Raw genomic sequence first — 19,922 nt, forward strand, 5'->3', positions numbered from 1 at the left:
ATGTGGAAGGAACTCGCCCCCATCGGCCGCGACCGCGACACCGGTGGCTATCGGCGCTACGCCTGGACCGGTGCCGACGCCGACTGCCGCACCTGGTTTCAGGAGCAAGCGCACGCCCGCGGACTCCACTACGAGAGCGACCGCAACGGCAACCAGTGGGCCTGGCTCGGCGACCCCGCCGCGGGGGACGCCGTGGTCACCGGCTCCCATCTGGACTCCGTCCCCGACGGCGGCGCCTTCGACGGCCCCCTCGGCGTGGTCAGCGCCTTCGCCGCCCTCGATGAACTCCGCACCAGGGGAGCACGGTTCACACGTCCGCTCGCCATCACCAACTTCGGGGACGAAGAAGGCGCCCGCTTCGGCCTGGCGTGCGTCGGCTCCCGCCTCACCGCGGGCCTCCTCACCCGTGAACAGGCGTACGAGCTGAAGGACGCGGCCGGTATCGGCCTGCCCCAGGCCATGGAGAGCGCCGGATACGACCCCGAGGCCATCGGCCCCGACCGGGAACGACTCGACCGCATCGGCGCCTATGTGGAACTCCATGTGGAACAGGGGCGGGCCCTGGACCTGACCGGGGACGCGGTCGGCATCGCCAGCGCGATCTGGCCGCACGGTCGGTGGCGGTTCGACTTCCGCGGCGAGGCCAACCACGCCGGCACCACCCGGCTCGTCGACCGCCGCGACCCCATGCTCACGTACGCCGAAACCGTCCTCGCCGCCCGCCGCGCCGCCGAACTCGCGGGCGCGGTCGCCACCTTCGGCAAGGTCGCCGTTGAACCTAACGGTGTCAACGCCATCCCCTCCCTGGTCAGGGGCTGGCTCGACTCCCGGGCCGCCGACCAGTCCGCACTGGACACCGTCCTCGCCGAGGTCCAACGGGCCGCGCGGGAGCACGCCGAACACAACGGCGTGGACCTCACCGTCGTCCGGGAGTCCTTCACCCCGGTCGTCGAGTTCGAACACGCCCTGCGGGACGAGATCAACCGACTGCTCGGCGGCCGGACCCCCGTTCTCGGTACGGGAGCGGGACACGACGCCGGAATCCTCTCCGCGGCCGTCCCGACCGCCATGCTGTTCGTACGCAACCCCACGGGCGTCTCCCACTCCCCGGCCGAACAGGCGGCGGAGGACGACTGCACGGCCGGGGTCCTCGCACTCGCCGACGTACTGGAAGGTCTCGCGTGCCGCTGACCCCGGGAACCGTGTACTGGGCCGAACACGCCTGGCTGGGCGTCCACACCGAACCCGGTGTGGTGCTGGAGGTCGCGGACGGCCGGATCTCGGCCGTCCGCACCGGCGCGGACACCCCACCGCCCGGCGCGGAGGTCCTGCGCGGCCTAACCGTCCCCGGCCTGGCCAACACCCACTCGCACGCCTTTCACCGAGCCCTGCGCGGCACGGTCCAGGTCGGCGGCGGTTCGTTCTGGACCTGGCGCGAAATGATGTACAACGCCGTCCACCGCCTCACCCCCGACAACTACTTCGCCCTCGCCCGTGCCGTCTACGCCGAAATGGCCTTGGCGGGGGTGACCGCGGTCGGCGAGTTCCACTACCTCCACCATGGCCCCGGCGGCACGCCCTACGCCGACCCCAACGCCATGGGCGAAGCCCTGATCGCCGCGGCTGCCGAAGCTGGCATCCGCATCACACTCCTCGACACCGTGTACCTCCGCGGCGGCCTCGACCACAACGGCCACCAGCCCTTGAAGGGCCCCCAACTCCGCTTCGGCGACGGCTCCCTCGACGCCTGGCACGAGCGCTGGAGCCTGCTCCGGGACACCGACCGGGTACGGATCGGAGCGGCGATCCACTCCGTACGGGCCTTCTCCGACCGCGACGGCTACGAGGAGTTCGCCGCCCGCACCGACGGCGTACCCGTCCACGTCCACCTCTCCGAACAGCCCGCCGAGAACGAGGCGTGCCTCGCCGTCCACGGGCGCACCCCCACCCGACTGCTGGCCGACGCCGGCTTCTGGAAGCCCACGGTCACCGCCGTCCACGCCACCCACCTCACCGACGACGACATCGCCACCCTGGGCGGCGCGGGCACCGGCATCTGTATGTGCCCCACCACAGAACGCGACCTCGCGGACGGCATCGGCCCCGCCCTCGCCCTCCAGCGCGCGGGCTCCCCGCTCTCCCTCGGCAGCGACAGCCATGCGGTGATCGACCTGCTCGAAGAGGCGCGGGCGATGGAGCTGAACGAACGCCTGCGCACCCGCGCCCGCGGCCACTGGACCACCCCCGCCCTCCTCCGCGCGGCCACCGCCGACGGCCACACCGCCCTCGGCTGGCCGGACGCCGGCACCCTGGAGGCGGGCGCCCTCGCCGACTTCACCACGATCGCCCTGGACTCGGTCCGCACGGCCGGCCCACCACCCCGGATGGCCGCGGAGGCGGTGGTGTTCGCGGGCACGGCTGCGGACGTCCGCCATGTGGTGGTGGGCGGTCGCACGATCGTCCGCGACGGCGAACACCTGCTGGTCCCGGACGTGGCGGGGGTGCTGGGGGAGGCGATCGGGGGGCTGCGGGCGTAGTCGCCTGTTCGGGACGGGGGGTTTTGACACTTCCTTCGGGCCGCCGTGTGATCGGGACATGCTGTATGCAACCCCTGCACTCGACGCCGATGACCTCCGTGTGCTCGCCGATATCAAGGAGATGAGTGATCGGCTTCTAGACGTCACCAACGGTGGGCCACCTTGGACGGTTCACCTGCGACGGAACTTGACCGCGCGAGCGATCGCGGGATCGAACACGATCGAGGGCTACGCAGCGACCGTGGACGATGTCGAAGCATTGATGACGGGCGAGGAGCCGTTGGAGACGGCTGACCGCACCCGGGCAGAGCTGGAGGGCTACCAGCGTGCCATGACCTACATCCAGGCCCTCGCGGACGCGGCAGAGGACTTCCGCTACGACGCTGGCCTGCTCAACGGTCTTCACTTCATGCTGCAAGGCCACCACCTGAACAAGCGCCCGGGCCGTTGGCGCGATGGGCCGGTGTTCGTCACTAGCCCCGACGATCCGTTGGTGCCCGCCTACACGGCCCCGGACTCCGAACTGGTTCCCTCCCTCGCGGGTGAACTGATCGAGTGGCTGAACGACGGCGAACTGGATGCGCCGGTGCATGTCAGGGCGTCCATGGCCCATCTGAACCTGGTGAACATCCACCCGTGGAAGGACGGGAACGGGCGGATGTCCCGGGCACTGTCGACGCTGGTGTTCGCCCGCGAGGCGCTGATGCCGCCTGAATTCTCCTCCATCGAGGAGTGGCTGGGTCGCGGCCAGAACACGTACGGCTACTACCGCGTACTTCAGCAGGTGGGCGGGCCCCGGTGGACTCCCGAGCGCGATACCCACCCGTGGATTCGCTTCTGTCTGGAAGCCCACCACCGTCAGGCCCAACAGGCACAACGCCGTACGGACCTGCTGTCGAGGGCATGGATCCATCTGGGCGATGCCGCCGCAGAAAGCGGTCTGGACGAACGGGTCGTCTATGCGCTGCTGCCCGCGTTCTGGGGATCGAAGGTGCGGCGCACGGTCTACCAGCAGGACGCCGAACTCTCCGACCAGCAGGCGATCCGCGACGTTCGCGAACTGGTCCGCTTGGGCTGGCTCACACCCCACGGCAAGGCGCGTGCGCGCTACTACGCGGCAGGGCCTCGCATGGCGGCGGCGAACGCGGAAGTACGGGGCAACTTGGAACCGTACGCCGATCCGTATGCCGACTGACGTCTGGTCCTCAAGATTAACTGCGGCCGTGCGCCGACTACTCTGGCGCGGCCCGCCGGCTGTCTCGTTGTCGGCACTCTTTCGAGTGGTGTGCTTGTCGGTTGGTACTTCTGCTCAGAGTGGCGGGAGTAGTAAGTATGGTCATGGGGCTTGGGGATAGACATCAGAAGAAGGACATTGAGGCGGCTCTGAAGAGGGCCGAGGGATGTGAACTCAAGGTGAAGGAAAGCATCGCGGATGTTCCTAGTTGGCACTTCATCATGCACGCGTATGAGCCAATTACGTCTGAGCAGGACAACATCATGGCCCATCTTGATTGCTTCGCCGATGGGTTCGTCGGAACTGAACAAGGTCCAGGTTTCACCAAGTTCGAGTGCTACTTCGAGGCCGACAGTCTTATGGACGCGATGAAGCAAGCTCTTGCTCGGATGGAGCAGGTTCCGGGTGTGCTCATCAGCGGCATTGAACTGAGTCCACGATCCTTCGAACACAATGGCATGGACGCGGCTTCTGTTTTGCCGCCACCCACCTGGGATTAGTTCGCCCTCCGGCCGTGTCCACCCGGCTGCGAAGATGACGAACTTGCTGCTGCTCGGCAGTTCCACGTGCGGAGTGCCCCTCGTCCGAGTAGGAGAGAGGGGCACTCCGCGCGCTCGTCCATGGGAGCTTGGCTGGTGGTCAGTCCAGTGGCGCGCGATCGGCTGCGAAGGCGATGAACGTGTGCCACGCGCCTGTTGGGACGACCAAAGCCGGGCCCTGCTTGTTCTTAGAGTCGCGAATGCCCACCTGCCCCGGCAGTGCCGCGATCTCAAGACACGCTCCGCCGGTGTCGTTGCTGTGGGATGACTTGAACCAGGCGGACTCTTCGACCACATCAAGTGCCGCGATTTGCTCGTTGATGACTACTCCCGTTCTTGTGCTAGCTGATGTAGGAAGTCAGCAGTGCGAGCCGGAGGCAGCGCGCTGTCCCGCATTGCATCGAAGCGTCTGATGTTCCTTTGGACCTCGCGCCATTCGTCCGTGACGCTGATCGTGTTTGACATGTCGACCTGCACCACAGGGTCGAGCGCGTCCGAGAAGTCGAGCAGGATGAAGTTGCTCTCTGTTCGGTAGGTCACCACGTCGTGCGGGAGGATCTGGACGGTCACATTGTCCAGACGACTCATCCCAGCGATCTCGTCGTACTGCTCGCGCATTACCATCGGGCTTTCCACCATGCGACGCACGGCTGCTTCGTCCATGATGACGCGAAGTTCCAAAGGGCTTTCGGAGCGAGTGATCAACTCTTTTCGCTCCATGCGAAGCCTGACGTTCTGCTCGATGTACTCCGAGGTCGTCTCTTCGACCGGTTTGGCGATCGTGTAGAGCGCTCGCGTGTACGCCTCCGTTTGCAACAGCCCGAACACGAAACTCGGCTGGAACGCACGCATCACCCTCGCGTCCTGCTCCAACCCTCGAAACGTCGGCATCTTCGACGGCATGAACGCCTTGTACGGAGTCCACGGCTCCTTGCTCAGTGACTCACGGTGGAGCTTGAGCAGTGTGTCCCGGTCCTCCCGGGCCATGTGCGCGTCGTAGAGGTCCAGGAGTGCTTCGAGATCACCTGACCTCGGGAGATCGTTTTCGCCGATCTCCACCCGCGCCAGTTTGGTGAACGAGAAGCCCAGCTCTCCCGCCACTTCTTGGAGGGTTAAGCCCTTCTTCTCCCGGAGCTTCCGCAGCTCTTTGCCGAGCTCCCTGCGTCGGAACGTAGCGCCCCTTTTGGCTGCCACCTCAATGTCCCCCTTCCTCATCGGTCTGTCCTTGGCTGACGTGACCTCTGTGGGGTGCCGACGCATGTCGTACCCCGAGTGTGCCACTCCGTGCCTGCCTCTCGGCAACCCATGTCCCTGCTCGGGCATGTGCCAATCCTAGAGTCATTGGCTATGCGCTTGAATATTAACTCCCATATGCGGCACGGTATTTGAGTCAAGCAAAGACGGACAGCAGTGGGCATACCCGGCGTCCCTCACGTCGTGGCTTGCCCTGTCCGGAGATCGTGGAGGACCACGCCCATGCCCCTCGCCGTCGTTCAGTCCGACGCCCCCACCACCCACCACATCGGGCAGCTGACCATTGGGCAGTCGGACATAGAGCTCGGGTTTCAGGTCAGTGTGTGCAGGACCGGGCCGGTCGGGGAGCCGATGAGTGTGCAGGATCGGACCTGGGCCGGTCTGATGCGGCGCATCGGGTTGGTGCATCTGCGGATCTGGCAGTGGGAAGTGCTCGCTGACAGGGTCGATCTGTTGTTGTCGGAGCTCGTCACCAATGGCTTTCAGCACGGGCAGGGCGAGACCGTCGACGTACGACTGTGGCGGACCGCCGACCACGTTGGGATCGAGGTGGCCAGTGGGAGCGGGCCGCAGGTGCCCTGTCCTCGGGTGCCCGGGTTGTTCGACGAGAGCGGGCGGGGGCTCGGGCTGGTCGCGGCCGTGGCCGACGCCTGGGGGATCGCTGACGGCGGGCGGATCTGGTGCCTAGTCGCCCGAGGGGAGTCGACATGAGCCGGCACACCGGGCAGGTGTGTGCGGCAAGCGCCGATCTCCCGCTCCAACTGCTGTTGTTCGCCCTGGAGATCGCGCCGGACGAGCCCGGGCATCCGCTGGAGGTCGTGACCCAACTGCGGTGTCCGTTGGAGGGTGGCCATCTCGGTCCGCACCTCGATCTGGTGCGCGCGCTCGACGGTGATCGGGGCGATGTCTGGGCGCGGTGGGAGGGCGGGCAGGAGCCCCGGGCTGTGGCCGTTCTAGCGGACTGCACCGTGGACAACGGCCTGCCCGGAGATGCCCAGGACGCCTGCACCCTCTTCCTGGGGCACCCCGGTGGGCACGGGTTCACCTTCGTCGATGCCGGGTTCGACACCGTCCCGGAGGCTGACCGTGCCGGCACCGCGCCGTAACGTGTGGCATGACCTGCGAGAGGACGTCATGAGCACCACCCTCATCACCCATATCGGCAGCCTCGTCACCAACGACCCCGCGTTCGGCGACGACGGTCCGCTTCACCTCATCGAGGACGCGGCCGTGGTCATCGAGGGCGCGCGGTACGCCTGGGTGGGTCGGGCCGCGGACGCGCCCGACGCCGACACCGCGCACGACGCCGGAGGTCGCGCCGGCATCCCCGGGTTCGTCGACTCCCACTCCCACCTCGTGTTCGCGGGCGACCGCACGGCCGAGTTCAACGCCCGGATGTCCGGTCAGGCGTACGCGGCCGGGGGCATCAGGACCACCGTCGCCGCCACCCGGGCCGCGTCGGACGAGGCGTTGGATGCCAACCTCGCCCGCCATGTCGCGGAAGCCCTACGGCAGGGCACGACGACGATCGAGGTCAAGTCCGGCTACGGACTCACCGTCGAGGACGAGGTCCGGGCGCTGAAGATCGCCGGGCGGCACACCGAAGAGGTCACCTATCTCGGTGCCCACATCGTGCCGCCCGAGTACGCCGATGACCCCGCGGGCTATGTGGACCTGGTCACCGGCAAGATGTTGGACGCCTGCGCCCCGCATGCCCGCTGGGTCGATGTGTTCTGCGAGAAGGGCGCCTTCGACGGCGACCAGGCCCGGGCCGTCCTCACCGCCGGGGTCGCGCAGGGACTCATCGCCCGTGTGCACGCCAACCAGCTCGGCTACGGCCCCGGTGTGCAGTTGGCGGTCGAGTTGGGGGCGGCCAGCGCCGATCACTGCACCCATCTGACGGACGCCGATGTGGACGCGCTCGTCAGTGGTTCGACCGTGGCCACCCTGCTGCCGGGTGCCGAGTTCTCCACCCGGGCCCAGTGGCCCGATGCGCGCCGGCTGCTGGACGCGGGGGTGACGGTCGCGCTCTCCACCGACTGCAACCCGGGATCGTCGTACACCTCGTCCATGCCGTTCTGCATCGCGCTCGCCGTGCGCGACATGGGGATGACCCCCGATGAGGCGCTGTGGGCGGCGACCGCGGGCGGGGCCGCCGCGCTGCGCAGCACGTCCCGGGGCAGGGTCGCGCCCGGTGCGTACGCCGATCTGGTGCTGTTGGACGCGCCCAGCCATGTCCATCTCGCCTATCGGCCGGGTGTTCCGCTGGTGACGGACGTCTGGCGTCACGGGGTCAAGTGCGCGTAGGACTCCGGGTTCTCCCGGAGGAACTGGGCGAAGGACTGGGCGGGGCGGCCCGCCAGTTTGGGTACCGCGTCTGAGACGGTCGCCATCTCACCGCTGGCGATCGCCTCGTACGAGGTGACCCAGCCCGTCACCTCCCAGGACTCGGCGCCGTACACGGACCGGGAGGCGTACGCCTCGTCCTCCGACTCCGGCACGTAGCCGATCGTGCGGCCGGTGACCAGGGACAGTTCGGCGGCGGCCTCCGCCAGGGTGATGGCGCTGGGGCCGGTGAGGTCGTACGTGGCGCTGTCGTGGCCCTCGCCGAGGAGTACGCCCACGGCTGAGTCGGCGATGTCGTCATGGGCGACCGCCGACACCCGGCCCGCGCCCCCGGGCCCGCGGATCACCCCGTCCGTGCCGGCCATCCGGGGGAGCGAGTCGAGGTAGAAGCTGTCACGCAGGAAGGTGTAACGGAGGTTGGACGCGCGGATGTACTCCTCGGTGTGCCAGTGGTCGCGGGCGAAGGTGAACGTGGCATCGGGTGCGGCGTTCAGGAAGGACACGTACACCAGGCGTTCCACCCCTGCGGCCACGGCGGCGTCGACGGCCGTCATATGTTCCCGTACCCGGCCCTGTGCCTCGTGGGCGGAGACCATGAACAGCGTCTTCACCCCGGTGCAGGCGGTACGCATCGCGTCGCCGTCGCCGTAGCCAGCGGCGGGGCCGACCCGGGCGCCCGTGATCTTCGGCAGTCGGGCGGGGTTGCGACCCAGGAGCCGTACGTCCGCACCCCGCTCGGCGAGTCGCTCGGCGACCCGGCCGCCGATGCGTCCACTCGCGCCGGTGACGGCGATGACAGAAGGCATGGGATGTCCTCTCGGGGCCGGGCGACCGTCGTGCGGTGCGAGAGCCAGTCTCGGTCAGCAGGGTGGTGTTCGCAGCCGGGCCGACGCGTCTACGGCGGGCCCGAGCCGTGTAGCCAGAACGCGCCGTACACCGCGGCCACCACTGCCGCCCCCGCCACCACGGACCAGGCCACCGCGGTTCTGGTGCGGGCGAGGGCCAGTCCGAGCGGGATCAGCAGGGGGAAGGCGGGCATCAGCAGACGGGGTTTGGAGCCGAAGAACCCGGAGGAGCACAGTGCCAGCAGCACCACGATCCCGCAGTACGTGAGCAGGGCCGGCGGCTGTCCCTGCCGTACGCCCCTCACGAACAGCCAGCCCACCAGGGCGACACCCGCCAGCAGTCCCAGTCCGGCCGGGAAGGCCGGGCTGAAGAGGCGTTCGCCGATGAAGCGGGCGAAGGCGATCCCGCCGTCGAAGCCGTTGCCCCAGGCGCCCTGGACGTCGAGGTAGCCGAGGAGGCTTCCGGTCCGCTGCCCCACCCAGAGGACGTATCCGCCCGCGCCGAGGGGGGCGAGCACCATCCCGGCCACCAGCCGACGGCGGTCGGTCGACGTCTTCCAGGCCAGCAGCGCGGCCACCCAGAGCGCCGCCGCGACCGCGAGACCCACCGGTCGGGTCAGTCCCGCCAGTGCGGCGAGCACTCCGGCGAGCAGCCAGTTCCGTCGTAGCACCGCGTAGAGCGCCCAGGCGGCCAGGGCGGTGAACAGCGACTCGCTGTACGCCATCGACTGGACGATCGCGACCGGCAGCGCACCCCAGACCGCCACCGTGAACAGGGCGGCCCGCTCGCCGTACACCGCGTCGACCACGCGGAAGATCCCCCAGGCCGCGGCGATGGACGCGACCGCACTGATCAGTACGCCCGCATCCGCAGGACCCAGGGGGGTGAGTGCGGACAGCCCCTCCTCCAGCCAGGGCAGCAGCGGGAAGAACGCCATGTCGGACAGGACCCGGCCGTCGGGTGCGGTCAGGGTGAAGTCATAGCCGTGCTCGACGACCCGGACGTACCAGAGGGAGTCCCAACGCGCGGAGAGCAGGGTGTACGCGTCACGGTCCGCGAGGTGTGCCCAGAGGAACAGGACGGCGAGGCAGAGCGCCTTGACCGCGACGAACAGCGTGAGCGCCCGACGCGGGGACGCGGGAGGTTCGGTGCGGAGCACGGAGCCCTGTGCGGGCGGGTCGGTGAGGGACGGCAGGGGGGTCGGCATGGCCCGTTCAGCCTACCGACAGCCCCTGGGGCCCGTACCGCTGTGACCTGCTGCGGAGTCCTCCCCGGGCGCTCGGGCGTCAGATCTCCTGTGGCGGTGCCGACCGTTCGGGGTGCTCGGGGGCATGGGGCAGTTGCGGTTTGGCGAAGCGGACCGGCAGTGCCGCGAGTCCCTTGCTCCAGGGCGATCGCACCCAGGCCAGCTCCGATTCCGGTACCGCCAGTTCCAGTTGGGGCAGCCGGTGCTGGATGGTGTCCACGGCGGTCCGGGTGATCAGCCGGGCCGGGTCCTGCGCCGGGCACATGTGCGGGCCCGCGCCGAAGGAGAGGTGCGAGCGGTTCCCGATGACGGGAGTGCCGCTCTCGGGCAGTACCTCGGGGTCCTGGTTCGCCCCGGCGAGACCGAGGACGAGCATGTCTCCCGCGCGGATGTGCCGGCCGCCGAGTTCCAGGTCCCGGGTGGCGTAGCGGGCGGGCACGTTCTGCGTCGGCGGATGCCGCCACAGCACCAGGTCCAGCGCGTCGTCCACGCTGAGGTGTCCCCCGCTGACCGAGGAGCGGAACCCGGGATCGCAGATCAGGACCCGCAGGGTGGTCGTGATCCAGTTCACCGTGGTCTGGTGGCCGGCCACGAACATCACGACCAGGTTGTGCAGGACCTCGTCCTCGGTGAGGTTCGCCGGATGGTTCAGCAACGCCGAGGTGAGATCGCCTCCCGGCCGGCGCCGCTTCTCCTTGATCAACTCGTGCAGGATGGAGTCCATGCGTCCACTGGCGTTGATGGAGTCCGCATTGGTGACGATCACTCCCATGATGGCCTGCGCCAGGAGTTGGCCGTTGCGGTCGTCGAGCCCCAGGAGCCCGGTCAGGACCTGGAGCGAGAGTCTACGGGCGTAGTGCGGTACGAGATCGGCCTCCCGGCGATCCGCGAAGGAGACGATCAGTGCCTCGGCCGCGCCCTGCACGGTACGGCGCAGGGCGTGTCCGTCGACGGCGGCGAGCGCGTCGGACACGGCGGTGCGCATCCGGCGGTGCTGCTGGCCGTCGGTGTAGAGCAGGGCGGGACGCCAGCCGACGATGGGCAGCAGGGGCGAGTCGGGCGGCACCCGACCCTCGCGCAGCAGGGTCCAGCGCCTGGGGTCGTGGGAGAAGTCCTGCTCCTCGCGCGTGAGTCGGAGGACCTCGCGATGGCCGATGACCAGCCAGGCCGAGACTCCGGGCGCGATCATCACCGGGGCCACCGGGCCGTGCACCCGTCGCAGTTGCTCGTACAGGGCGGGGAGCGAGTCCCCGTCCAACTCGGGGCCGTACAGGGCGACCGCCGGACAGCGACCGAGGAGCCGGGGCCGCCCGGGGGGCGTCGCGGAGGACGGCGGCAGGGTCACCAGGACTCCGTGACGGCCGGTGGGGTGGGTTGGGCCGTGTTGATGAGATGCGTGAGCAGGGCGATCAGCACGCCGACCGACGAGCGACGGTCGCGGGCGTCACAGCGCACCAAGGGGGTCTCGGGCAGCAGGTCGAGCGCCGTTCGCAACTCCTCGTCCCGGTAGGGCGGACTGTCGGGGAACGAGTTGACGGCGACCGCGAACGGCAGTCCGAGGTCCTCCAGATTGCCCAGGGCGTCGAAGGATGCGGCGAGGTCGCGGGTGTCGACGAGGGCCAGTGCGCCGAGGGCGCCACGGGCCAGGTCGCGCCAGGCGGGGAGGAACCGCTGCTGGCCGGGGGTGCCGAAGAGATAGAGCACCAGGGCGCCGTCGACGGTGATGCGGCCGAAGTCGAGGGCGACGGTGGTGGTGGTCTTGCCCGGGGAGTGCAGGGTGTCGACGAGTGCGCCGGCCCGGGTCATCACCGCTTCGGTGGAGAGCGGTTTGATCTCCGAAACCGTGCCGATCATGGTGGTCTTGCCGACGCCTGTCGGGCCGACGATCAGGATCTTCGCGGAGCCGGTGACGGTGGGGCTGACGAAGATGCCTCCCTGGGCGGGGGTGCTTTCGGCGGGCGGCCCCCAGGGGCGGCCCGGTTCGATCCGTGCGCCCGGGGTGCCGGGACCGCCCGGCTGCCCGGCCGGAGCATGGGATCGCGCGCCCGGCGCCGTGCCCGGGCCCTGCTCGTGTCCCGACGCCCCGTCCTGGGCGTCAGAGACGGCTTTCGAGGCCATGGAGGACCTTTCTCAGCATGGTCACATCGTGGTGTTCGGCCGGCGGGATGGGCGGGCGGATCACGATGAGCCCCCAGGTGACGAGGTCGGACAGCAGGACCTGTACGACCGGGGGTGGCTGACCGAGATGAGCGGCCACTTCGGCGACCGACAAGAGACCTTGACAGAACGTCAGAATCCTGTGGTGCTCGGGTTGGAGGGACGCGGGGAATGCGGCGTCCGTCGCCATCACCAGCGTCTCCCAGTCCAGTGGTGCCGCGCCGGTCTGAGAGCGTCCCAGGGTGATCACGTACGGGCGTACCGCCGAGGGGGTCCGGTGCTCCGGACGGTCGGTCATGAGGAGTCGATCACCGGATCCCGTGGCTGGCTGCCCACGTGTGCACCGATCTTCGCCACCAGGAGTTGCATCTGCTGGGCGACCAGGCCCACATCCGCGTCCGTCTCGGTGGCCACGCCCAGGTGTGCGCCCACCCCCGCATGGGTGAACAGCACGAAGCCGTGCTCGGACTCCAACATCAACTGCCGCACCCCCGCGCCCCGGCCGAACAGGAGGGAAGCGGTCGACCGACCGGTCATCGTCATGGCGGCGCAGGCAGCGGCCAGCGACTCCGCTTCCGCCACGGACAGGGCGGGGACCGGACCCGAGAGCTTCTCGGCGGAGACGTGCCCGAGCCGCAACCCGTCCTCGGAGACCACGACGGCATGTCGGACACCGGGGATGTCGGTCAACGGGCGGAGCATCCAACCCAGGTCGGGAAGTCTGGTGATGATCCCGGTCACAGCCGGCCTCCATGGTGCGGATTGGGTTCGGAAGGGTGCTCGGAGGGCGCGACGCCGGCGACGGCCGCGCGACCGCGACGAGAGCCGGACACCACACTGGTGATGGACGCCCGTGCCGCCTCGGGCGTCCATGCGGGCCGGTCGGCCGGGACGGGCGGTGCCTGAGGCATGGACGGCTGCGGCTGGAGGGCCTGTTGGGCGGCTGCCTCCACGGCGGCCCCGCGCCGGCTGCGTCGCCGGGGGAGGGGCTGCGGGACGGAGGTCTGACCCTGGCCCTGGTTCTGCCGGGCGCTCTCCCGCAGGCCCGGAGGGCGAAGGGGTGTGTCCGCCGTACTGCCCTGCTGGGTCCCGCCGTACCGTCCGGGTTCGACCCGCGCACCCGTCTGGTGGACGTCGGTGCGGGCTGCCGCGGTCGGTCGGGTGTCGGACCGGCCCTGGGCCTGGTGGGCGCCGGGGTGCTGCGCCGCGCCCTGCCCGTCCTGGTACGCCGTTGCGTGCTGGGGCGTGCCCTGGGGGGAGACCGGAGGTTGGACCATACCGCGATAGGCGGCGGCGGCCTGGGCCGCGACCGCCTCCCGGTACGCGGCGGAACCCCCGATCGACCCGTCGGCCGGCGGGGTCACGAACCCACGGCCGGACGGCTCCTCGTAACCGTGGGAGACGTCCTCCTGGTCGGCCGCCTTCCGCTCCCGGTACGCGGCTGCCGCCCTGACCTGGCTGTGGTAGGCGGCGGACGCCGTGCTGCGCCCCCGGGCCCGGTACACGGCGTCGGACGGGTCCTCGGTCCCGCCCGTCGCGGGGTCGCTCGGGCGGCCGATCCCGCCGTACTCCGTAGCGCTCGGTGAGGGTTCCGCGTACTGCGTACCGCCGTACTGGCTGCCGTCCGCGCCCACTCCGGCATATTCCGTAGCGCTGTTTCCGCGTCCCGCGTACGCGGCGCCCATGTTCACACCGTCGGCCTGCCCTGCGGTCGACGGGGCCGAGCCGGGCGCGGGCCATGGAGCCCGACCCGAGTGCTCCCGGGCCGTGGTGTCGTCGAAGCGGACGCTGCCCCGGTGCCGTCCGTCGGAGAAGTGCGACAGCGGCTCGGTCAGCAGCCGGTAGGGCACGAAGGTCACCGCCCGGGTGCCGCCGTACGCCGATGTGCCCGTCAGCTCCACACCGAAGCCCAACTCCCTGCTCCAGCGGCCCACGCAGGCGAGGCCCAGCCGGGGCACGGCACCGAGGTTGGCCAGGTCCAGCTCGTCCTTGAGCCGGGCCGTCGACTGGGTCAGCACGTCCGGCGGCATCCCGAGCCCGGCGTCGTCGACCTCCACCACCGCACCGGCCCCCACCTCGCGGATGGTGACCACCACCTGGGTGCGCGAGGGGGAGAACACGGTGGCGTTCTCCAGCAACTCGGCGATGGTGTGCATCAGGCCCTCGACCGCCGGGGGCACCACGTACAGCGTCTGACCGCCGTGGACCTCGATCCGGGGGAACTCCACGATCCGCGACTGCGCCCCGCGCACGCAGTCGTAGAGCGAGACGGGGTGGACCTCGCGCCGCGCGGGCCAGATGCCGCACATCACCAGCAGGGTCTGTGCCTTGCGGGTCATCTGGGCCGCCGCGTGGTCGGCCTTCATCACCTCGGCCAGCAGCCGGGGGTCCTCGATGGTCTGCTCGACCCGGTCCAACACCTGCTGCTGGACCGTCGCCATGGCGTGCATGTTCCGGGCGACCGATTCGAAGGCGGCCTGCACGGAGTCGCGCAGGGTGCGTTCCCTGCGTACCGCGTCCTCCGAGCCGAGTGCCTCGACCACGGCCTCCAGCGCGTCGGTGAAGGGCTGGCCGACCTCGTCGGCGCCGGCCAGCGGGCCGGGCTCCGCATCGGGCCTGGCCCCCGCCCGCAGGGACGCCACGATCGCCGGGATGCGCACCTCGACGAGATGGGTCACCTCATCGGCGCGCGTCTGTGAGGTGCGCTGATCCGCCCGCCGTCGCAAGCGCTCCAGCCGGAGCAACCGGATCAGATGGAGGGTCCACGCCAGGGCGAGGACCGCCGTGGCGGCGCAGGCCCAGGCGAGTATCTTCCCGAGTTCCGCGCGGGTGTAGAGGTCGGTGAGCGCCGAGGCCGTGATCACGGCCGCCAAGCCCATGAGGGGCGGCCACCACACGGTGGGTCCGGTGCCGGATGAGCCGGTGGAGTGAGGTGCGCCAGGTGCCCGGCTCACCATGACGATCCAGCCCTGCTCGACAGGATGTCTCTGTAGACCACGACCACGAAGACCGAGCCCTTCACGAAGACTGAGCCCTACCAGGACACACCGGACTCCCGCGGAGAATCGGGGAGCGTGAGGAATCCTACGATCAACGGAGCGGCCGCGAATATCAGTTGGCCAACTCACTTCAGATTGTTGCTGCGCTGCGCACGGATTCGTGCTAGGCCCCAGAAGTAACATGAACACCATGTGTATCTGGCCCCCCGATTCTTCACGAATCCGCCACAAGATGGCCGGGGTTCGCTCCCCCGCTGACCCCCTGCCGGTACCGTCCCTGGAGATGGGCTCAAGGGGAGGGACCGGGGGGTCACATTGAGCGGCTTTGAGAACTGCGGTGCCCAGGACGAGGGCGTCCGCATCCGAGTGGTGAAACCCGAACAGCTCGGGGAAGACCAGATCGAGTCCTGGCGGATGCTGCGCGCCAAGACCGGCCTGCCCGCGAGCCCCTTCATGGAGCCCGAATTCACCCTCACCGTCGGCCGGGTGCGGCCCGCGGCCCGGGTCGCCGTGCTGCGCCAGGACGGCGAGGACGCCGGATTCTTCCCCTACGAGCGGGGCGCGCTCGGCCACGGCAGGGCCATCGGCTTCGGCGTCTCCGACTGCCAGGGCGCCGTGCTCAAGCCCGGCCTCGACATCACCGCACGCGATCTGCTGCGCGCCTGCTCCCTGTCGGCCTGGGAATTCGACAACCTCGAAGAGGGCCAGGAACTCTTCACCCCGGCCGTCGCCGAGGGCTTCGACTCGCCGGTGATCGACGTGGGCGAGGGGTACGCCGCCTACGAGGAGCAGCTCCGCGGCGAGTCGCCCAAGTTCCTCAAGAGCACCCTGGCCAAGGAGCGCAAGCTCGGCCGGCAGGTGGGCGAGGTCCGCTTCGTCTTCGACGAGCGCGACCCGGCCATGCTGCGCACCCTCATGGAGTGGAAGTCCGCCCAGTACCGCAGGACGGGGCGCCGCGACCGGTTCGCCAAGGACTGGATCCACACCCTGGTGCAACTCCTCCACGAGACCCGTGCGCCCGGCTGCTCCGGAGTGCTCTCCGTCCTCTACGTTAAAGACCGCCCGATAGCCGCCCATTTCGGGCTGCGATCGTCCACCGTGCTCTCCTGTTGGTTCCCGGCGTACGATCCCGAGTTCGCCAAGTACTCGCCGGGGCTGATACTGCATCTGCGGATGGCGGAAGCCGCCGCGGCGGAAGGCATCGGGATGCTCGACATGGGGCGCGGATCGGCCGAGTACAAGGACTCCCTCAAGACCGGGCAACTGCGCGTCCACGAGGGTTCCTCCACCCGGCCGGGGGCCGGAGCAGCCCTGTACTGGGTGAGCCGGGAGCCCTCGCGAAGAGCCCACGGCTTCGTCCGCGACAGGCCCAAGCTCGCCGGACTCGCCCAGCAGGCGCTGACGCGCATCGGCAAACTGCGCCGCACGTGACGGTCGGTTCCCTCGCCGGCCGCAGGTCTTACACAAGCAAGGACGAACATGGAAAACCCACCCAAGCTGCCTCCGATCCAGGTGGCTCAGCTCGACCTGGACGGACCCGAGGGAGCCGTACTCGACTTCCGTCCCGCGCTGGGCTCGGGCGCCGAGATCGGGAGCGGTGACGTCTACGCGCTCGTGCGGCTGAACGGCCGTCCCGTGGCCACCGTGGTGTGCCGGGTGGCCCCCGGGAAGAACGCGGCGGACGCCGTCGCCGCCGAAGCCAGGGCCCTGCTCGCCCGCTCCGCCCCCGAACAACCCATCCTCACCGCGCCCGGCCCGCTGCCGCGCACCAGCGTCATCGTCGCCACCCGCGAGCGCGCCGACTCGCTCGCCCGCGCGCTGGACTCGCTCCTGGCGCAGAACCACCCCGCCTTCGAGGTCATCGTCGTCGACAACGCACCGGTGACCAGCGCCACCCAGGACCTGATCGAGCAGAAGTACGAGGGCCGGGTCCGCTACGCCCGCGAAGAGGTCCCCGGCCTCGCCATCGCGCACAACCGCGGAGTCGCGGTCGCCACCGGCGAAGTTCTCGCCTTCACCGACGACGACGTCATCGCCGACCCCAACTGGCTCACCGCACTCACCACCCCCTTCGCCGCGGACCCGGCGCTGGGCTGTGCAACCGGGCTGATCCTGCCCGCCCAACTCGGCACTCCCGCCCAGATCCTGCTGGAGAGCCACGGCGGCTTCGCCAAGGGCTTTGCCCCGCGCCTGTACGACCCGGCCGACCCGCCCGCCGACGAACCGCTGTTCCCCTTCACCGCCGGCAGCTTCGGCTCCGGCGCCAACATGGCCTTCCGCGCCGCCGCGCTGCGCTCCGCAGGCGGCTTCGACCCCGCCACCGGCACCGGCACCCCCGCCCGCGGCGGCGATGACCTCTTCGCCTTCGTCAGTGTGCTCGCCGCCGGTCACAAACTGCGCTACTCGCCCGAAGCGCTGGTGTGGCACCACCACCGCGAGACCTGGCAGGACCTGAAGAACCAGGCGTACGGATACGGTGCCGGGCTCACCGCCTTCCTCACCGCGACCCTCGTCCGACGCCCCTCCATGCTCCCTTCTCTGCTCCGGAAACTACCCCGTGGTCTGGCCCATGCCCGTACGATCACGGCTCACCGTGATTCCGGTGACGCGGCCGTCCCGGGCGCGCACGGCGCCCAGGACTACCCCTGGCCGCGCCACCTCTCACGGCTGGAGCGCCGCGGCATGTTGGCGGGCCCCATCGGGTACGCGAAGGCCCGGCGTCGGGTCCGCGGCGTATCCCTGCCGTGGGACAGAGAGGAGCAGAGATGAACGACGGCGGTGAGGCGACCGCGCCTCATATCCCCGTCCTGCTGTACCACGCCGTCATGGACGATCCACCGGAGTGGATCGCGGAGTTCACGGTCACCCCGAAGGACTTCGAGGCACAGCTGGATGCGATCGTCGCCAGTGGGCGCACACCGGTGACGGTCAGCGCCCTCGCCGCCCACCTCGCGGGTGGCGAACGGCTGCCCGAGCGGCCCGTGATCCTCACCTTCGACGACGGCTTCGCCGATCTGCCCGGGCCGACCGCGGAGGCACTCGCCTCCCGCTCGCTCCCCGCGACGGCCTACCTCACCACGGGGGCGATCACCCCGGGCCGGCGCAGCCTGCTGCCGCCCGCCCCGATGATGACGCTGGAGCAGACACCGCTCCTGGAGCAGTACGGCATGGAGGTTGGGGCCCACACCGTCACCCACGCCCAGTTGGACACCCTGCCGGGCAAGGCGCTCCGCCATGAGCTGCGCGAGTCGAAGGCCGTGTTGGAAGACGTGTTGGGGCACGAGGTGCAACATCTGGCGTACCCCCACGGGTACAACAGCCGCGGAGTGCGCAAGGCCGCCCTGCACGAGGGATACGTTTCGGCGGTGGCGGTGCGTCATGCCCTGAGCTCCCAGCGGGACGAGGCGTACCGCATCGCCCGTCTCATCCTGCGGTGCACGCACACGGTGCAGGACGTCGAGGAGTGGATGGAGGGCAGGGGAGCGCCGATGGCCCCATTCCCGGACTCGCTCCAGACGGTGGGGTGGCGGCTGTTCCGCAGGGCCCGTGCGGCGATCAAGGGCCCGGTCTTCGCAGGCTAGACGTCGTCGACAGCGCAGGGTCCCGACCACGGTCAGGGCGAGGGCCGGGCCGCAGTGCGCGGCCCGGCCCCTTGTGCTGCTGGTCCCGTCGGTGTCAGGGCCTGGGCTGGTTGAAGTACGGGTCGGAGACGGCCTTCTTCAGGCTCTTCCACGACTCGTCCCGTGCGAGCGAGAGATCGCAGTGGGGCCCCGGGTCACGCCAGTTCCACTGGAGCGCCGCCTTCACACCGTCGAGTTCCTTCACCACCCGCGGCACCTCCTTGTACCAGTCGGCCTGGGCGGAAGGCTTGGACGGATCGTCCGCCGTGCCGAACTCCGACAGCATCAACGGCTTGGTGGCGGAGAGGTTCTTCCGGATCCACGCGTGCGCCGCCTTCTGCGTCTGCTCGAAGGTCATCCACGGCGCCTCGTGGCAGCGGTAGTAGTTGTACTGGTTGTAGCCGATCCAGTCGACGTACCGGTCGCCCGGGTAGAGCTGGGGGAAGAGCTTGTTGTGCCCCTCGTAGCCGGTGATGATCCAGGTCCACACCACATTGGTGACGCCCAGTTCGCGGAACCGATCGTGGATGTGCCGGTACGCGGCCACGTACTGCGCCGGAGTGCCCTCCGCCGGGGTCCGGGTGTCCATCTCCAGGTCGAAGGAGAGGAACACCGGCTTTCCGTACGCCTTGATCCGCTTGGCCTGGACGTCGATCACGGTCCGGTCGAGCGCACCCGAGGAGATCTGGGGCCACTTCGGCTGCTGCTGCGGCGTGCCGCCCCACCACTTGCTCTCCCAGGACAGCAGCAGCATCCGTTCCTTGCCGACGCGTTTCTCCTGCTCGGTCAGCAACTGGCCTTCCAGACCGTCCGTGGACATGTCGTGGTAGGCGTAGACGATGTCCAACTTGCGGTCGATGCGCTTCTCGTAGGCCAGGACCTTCTCTTCGAGGTCCGGCTTCTCGTGTCTGACGTACGCGCCGAACCAGGCCCCGCACCGGGGCTCCAACAGCTCGGTCGGTCTGCACTTGGGGTCCACGGCGGCGGAGGACTTGGAGTCGTCCGCCATGGTGTTCTGGAGGGTGAGGGTCCCCACGAGCAGCACGCCGACGAGAGCCGCGGACAGGGTCCACAGCTTTCGTCGTCCGTGCGGCCTGCGAAGAATGCCTGGCGCCCCAGGCTCGGGGCGTCGGGGTTCCGTCAC

The 19,922-nt window shown here is 69.6% G+C and carries 20 protein-coding genes; 10 read left to right on the plus strand and 10 right to left on the minus strand.

Features of this window, described 5'->3' with window-relative positions:
• The 4 genes from ABZ348_RS22925 to ABZ348_RS22940 all read left to right on the plus strand — a co-directional run bounded on the left by ABZ348_RS22925 (position 1) and on the right by ABZ348_RS22940 (position 4,271).
• Entirely contained in the window at positions 1 to 1,191 is a 1,191-nt protein-coding gene (locus ABZ348_RS22925; RefSeq protein ID WP_358935971.1) for an allantoate amidohydrolase, read from the plus strand.
• The gene (locus ABZ348_RS22930; protein ID WP_358935857.1) at positions 1,182 to 2,537 is read left to right on the plus strand and encodes a formimidoylglutamate deiminase; all 1,356 of its coding nucleotides are present in this window, start codon (positions 1,182 to 1,184) and stop codon (positions 2,535 to 2,537) included. Before ABZ348_RS22925 ends, ABZ348_RS22930 begins: the two co-directional genes overlap by 10 nt.
• 58 nt (positions 2,538 to 2,595) lie before the next feature.
• On the plus strand, positions 2,596 to 3,732 hold the full coding sequence (locus ABZ348_RS22935; protein ID WP_358935859.1) for a Fic family protein: 1,137 nt from the start codon (positions 2,596 to 2,598) through the stop codon (positions 3,730 to 3,732).
• 260 nt (positions 3,733 to 3,992) lie between these two features.
• Positions 3,993 to 4,271 (plus strand): hypothetical protein, encoded by a 279-nt coding sequence (locus ABZ348_RS22940; RefSeq protein ID WP_358935973.1) that lies wholly within the window; start codon positions 3,993 to 3,995, stop codon positions 4,269 to 4,271.
• Between the two features lie 139 nt (positions 4,272 to 4,410).
• On the opposite strand, the gene ABZ348_RS22945 is transcribed toward ABZ348_RS22940, so the two are convergent.
• Together ABZ348_RS22945 and ABZ348_RS22950 are read right to left on the minus strand one after the other, a co-directional pair.
• The gene (locus ABZ348_RS22945; protein ID WP_358935861.1) at positions 4,411 to 4,605 is read right to left on the minus strand and encodes a DUF397 domain-containing protein; all 195 of its coding nucleotides are present in this window, start codon (positions 4,603 to 4,605) and stop codon (positions 4,411 to 4,413) included.
• Positions 4,606 to 4,634: 29 nt separating this feature from the next.
• Positions 4,635 to 5,633 (minus strand): helix-turn-helix transcriptional regulator, encoded by a 999-nt coding sequence (locus tag ABZ348_RS22950; RefSeq protein ID WP_358935862.1) that lies wholly within the window; start codon positions 5,631 to 5,633, stop codon positions 4,635 to 4,637.
• A 282-nt stretch (positions 5,634 to 5,915) separates the two neighbouring features.
• Between ABZ348_RS22950 and ABZ348_RS22955 the strand changes: the two genes are divergently transcribed.
• The 3 genes from ABZ348_RS22955 to hutI are packed head-to-tail and all read left to right on the plus strand — an operon-like array spanning position 5,916 to position 7,871.
• On the plus strand, positions 5,916 to 6,275 hold the full coding sequence (locus tag ABZ348_RS22955; RefSeq protein ID WP_358935864.1) for an ATP-binding protein: 360 nt from the start codon (positions 5,916 to 5,918) through the stop codon (positions 6,273 to 6,275).
• On the plus strand, positions 6,272 to 6,670 hold the full coding sequence (locus ABZ348_RS22960; protein WP_358935866.1) for a hypothetical protein: 399 nt from the start codon (positions 6,272 to 6,274) through the stop codon (positions 6,668 to 6,670). Before ABZ348_RS22955 ends, ABZ348_RS22960 begins: the two co-directional genes overlap by 4 nt.
• Before the next feature lie 28 nt (positions 6,671 to 6,698).
• Positions 6,699 to 7,871: an imidazolonepropionase gene (gene hutI, locus ABZ348_RS22965; protein ID WP_358935868.1), complete on the plus strand. Its 1,173-nt coding sequence runs from the start codon at positions 6,699 to 6,701 to the stop codon at positions 7,869 to 7,871.
• Here the strand turns inward: hutI and ABZ348_RS22970 are convergent.
• From ABZ348_RS22970 to ABZ348_RS23000, 7 genes are all read right to left on the minus strand, one after another.
• The gene (locus ABZ348_RS22970) at positions 7,850 to 8,716 is read right to left on the minus strand and encodes an SDR family oxidoreductase (protein WP_358935870.1); all 867 of its coding nucleotides are present in this window, start codon (positions 8,714 to 8,716) and stop codon (positions 7,850 to 7,852) included. The two genes, hutI and ABZ348_RS22970, sit on opposite strands and share 22 nt — an antisense overlap.
• A gap of 89 nt (positions 8,717 to 8,805) precedes the next feature.
• Positions 8,806 to 9,963, minus strand: a complete 1,158-nt coding sequence (locus ABZ348_RS22975; RefSeq protein ID WP_358935872.1) for a glycosyltransferase family 39 protein — start codon at positions 9,961 to 9,963, stop codon at positions 8,806 to 8,808.
• A gap of 79 nt (positions 9,964 to 10,042) precedes the next feature.
• A complete protein-coding gene (locus ABZ348_RS22980; RefSeq protein ID WP_358935975.1) occupies positions 10,043 to 11,341 on the minus strand; it encodes a cytochrome P450 in 1,299 nt (432 codons plus the stop codon).
• Positions 11,342 to 11,343: 2 nt separating this feature from the next.
• Complete coding sequence (locus ABZ348_RS22985) at positions 11,344 to 12,120, minus strand: ATP/GTP-binding protein (protein WP_358935874.1); 777 nt, start codon at positions 12,118 to 12,120, stop codon at positions 11,344 to 11,346.
• The gene (locus tag ABZ348_RS22990; protein WP_358935876.1) at positions 12,098 to 12,457 is read right to left on the minus strand and encodes a DUF742 domain-containing protein; all 360 of its coding nucleotides are present in this window, start codon (positions 12,455 to 12,457) and stop codon (positions 12,098 to 12,100) included. The genes ABZ348_RS22985 and ABZ348_RS22990 overlap by 23 nt, the downstream gene beginning before the upstream one ends.
• Positions 12,454 to 12,900: a roadblock/LC7 domain-containing protein gene (locus ABZ348_RS22995; protein WP_358935878.1), complete on the minus strand. Its 447-nt coding sequence runs from the start codon at positions 12,898 to 12,900 to the stop codon at positions 12,454 to 12,456. The genes ABZ348_RS22990 and ABZ348_RS22995 overlap by 4 nt, the downstream gene beginning before the upstream one ends.
• Entirely contained in the window at positions 12,897 to 15,038 is a 2,142-nt protein-coding gene (locus ABZ348_RS23000) for an ATP-binding protein (protein WP_358935880.1), read from the minus strand. The genes ABZ348_RS22995 and ABZ348_RS23000 overlap by 4 nt, the downstream gene beginning before the upstream one ends.
• A 534-nt stretch (positions 15,039 to 15,572) precedes the next feature.
• Here ABZ348_RS23000 and ABZ348_RS23005 point away from each other — a divergent pair.
• The 3 genes from ABZ348_RS23005 to ABZ348_RS23015 are packed head-to-tail and all read left to right on the plus strand — an operon-like array spanning position 15,573 to position 18,739.
• A complete protein-coding gene (locus tag ABZ348_RS23005) occupies positions 15,573 to 16,589 on the plus strand; it encodes a GNAT family N-acetyltransferase (RefSeq protein WP_358935977.1) in 1,017 nt (338 codons plus the stop codon).
• A 48-nt stretch (positions 16,590 to 16,637) separates the two neighbouring features.
• Positions 16,638 to 17,927: a glycosyltransferase gene (locus ABZ348_RS23010; protein ID WP_358935882.1), complete on the plus strand. Its 1,290-nt coding sequence runs from the start codon at positions 16,638 to 16,640 to the stop codon at positions 17,925 to 17,927.
• Complete coding sequence (locus ABZ348_RS23015; RefSeq protein WP_358935884.1) at positions 17,924 to 18,739, plus strand: polysaccharide deacetylase family protein; 816 nt, start codon at positions 17,924 to 17,926, stop codon at positions 18,737 to 18,739. Before ABZ348_RS23010 ends, ABZ348_RS23015 begins: the two co-directional genes overlap by 4 nt.
• Before the next feature lie 94 nt (positions 18,740 to 18,833).
• Here the strand turns inward: ABZ348_RS23015 and ABZ348_RS23020 are convergent, their stop codons facing one another.
• The gene (locus ABZ348_RS23020) at positions 18,834 to 19,922 is read right to left on the minus strand and encodes a glycosyl hydrolase (RefSeq protein ID WP_358935886.1); all 1,089 of its coding nucleotides are present in this window, start codon (positions 19,920 to 19,922) and stop codon (positions 18,834 to 18,836) included.

The organism is Streptomyces sp. NPDC005963 (genome assembly GCF_040638655.1).
Classification (GTDB): Bacteria; Actinomycetota; Actinomycetes; order Streptomycetales; family Streptomycetaceae; genus Streptomyces.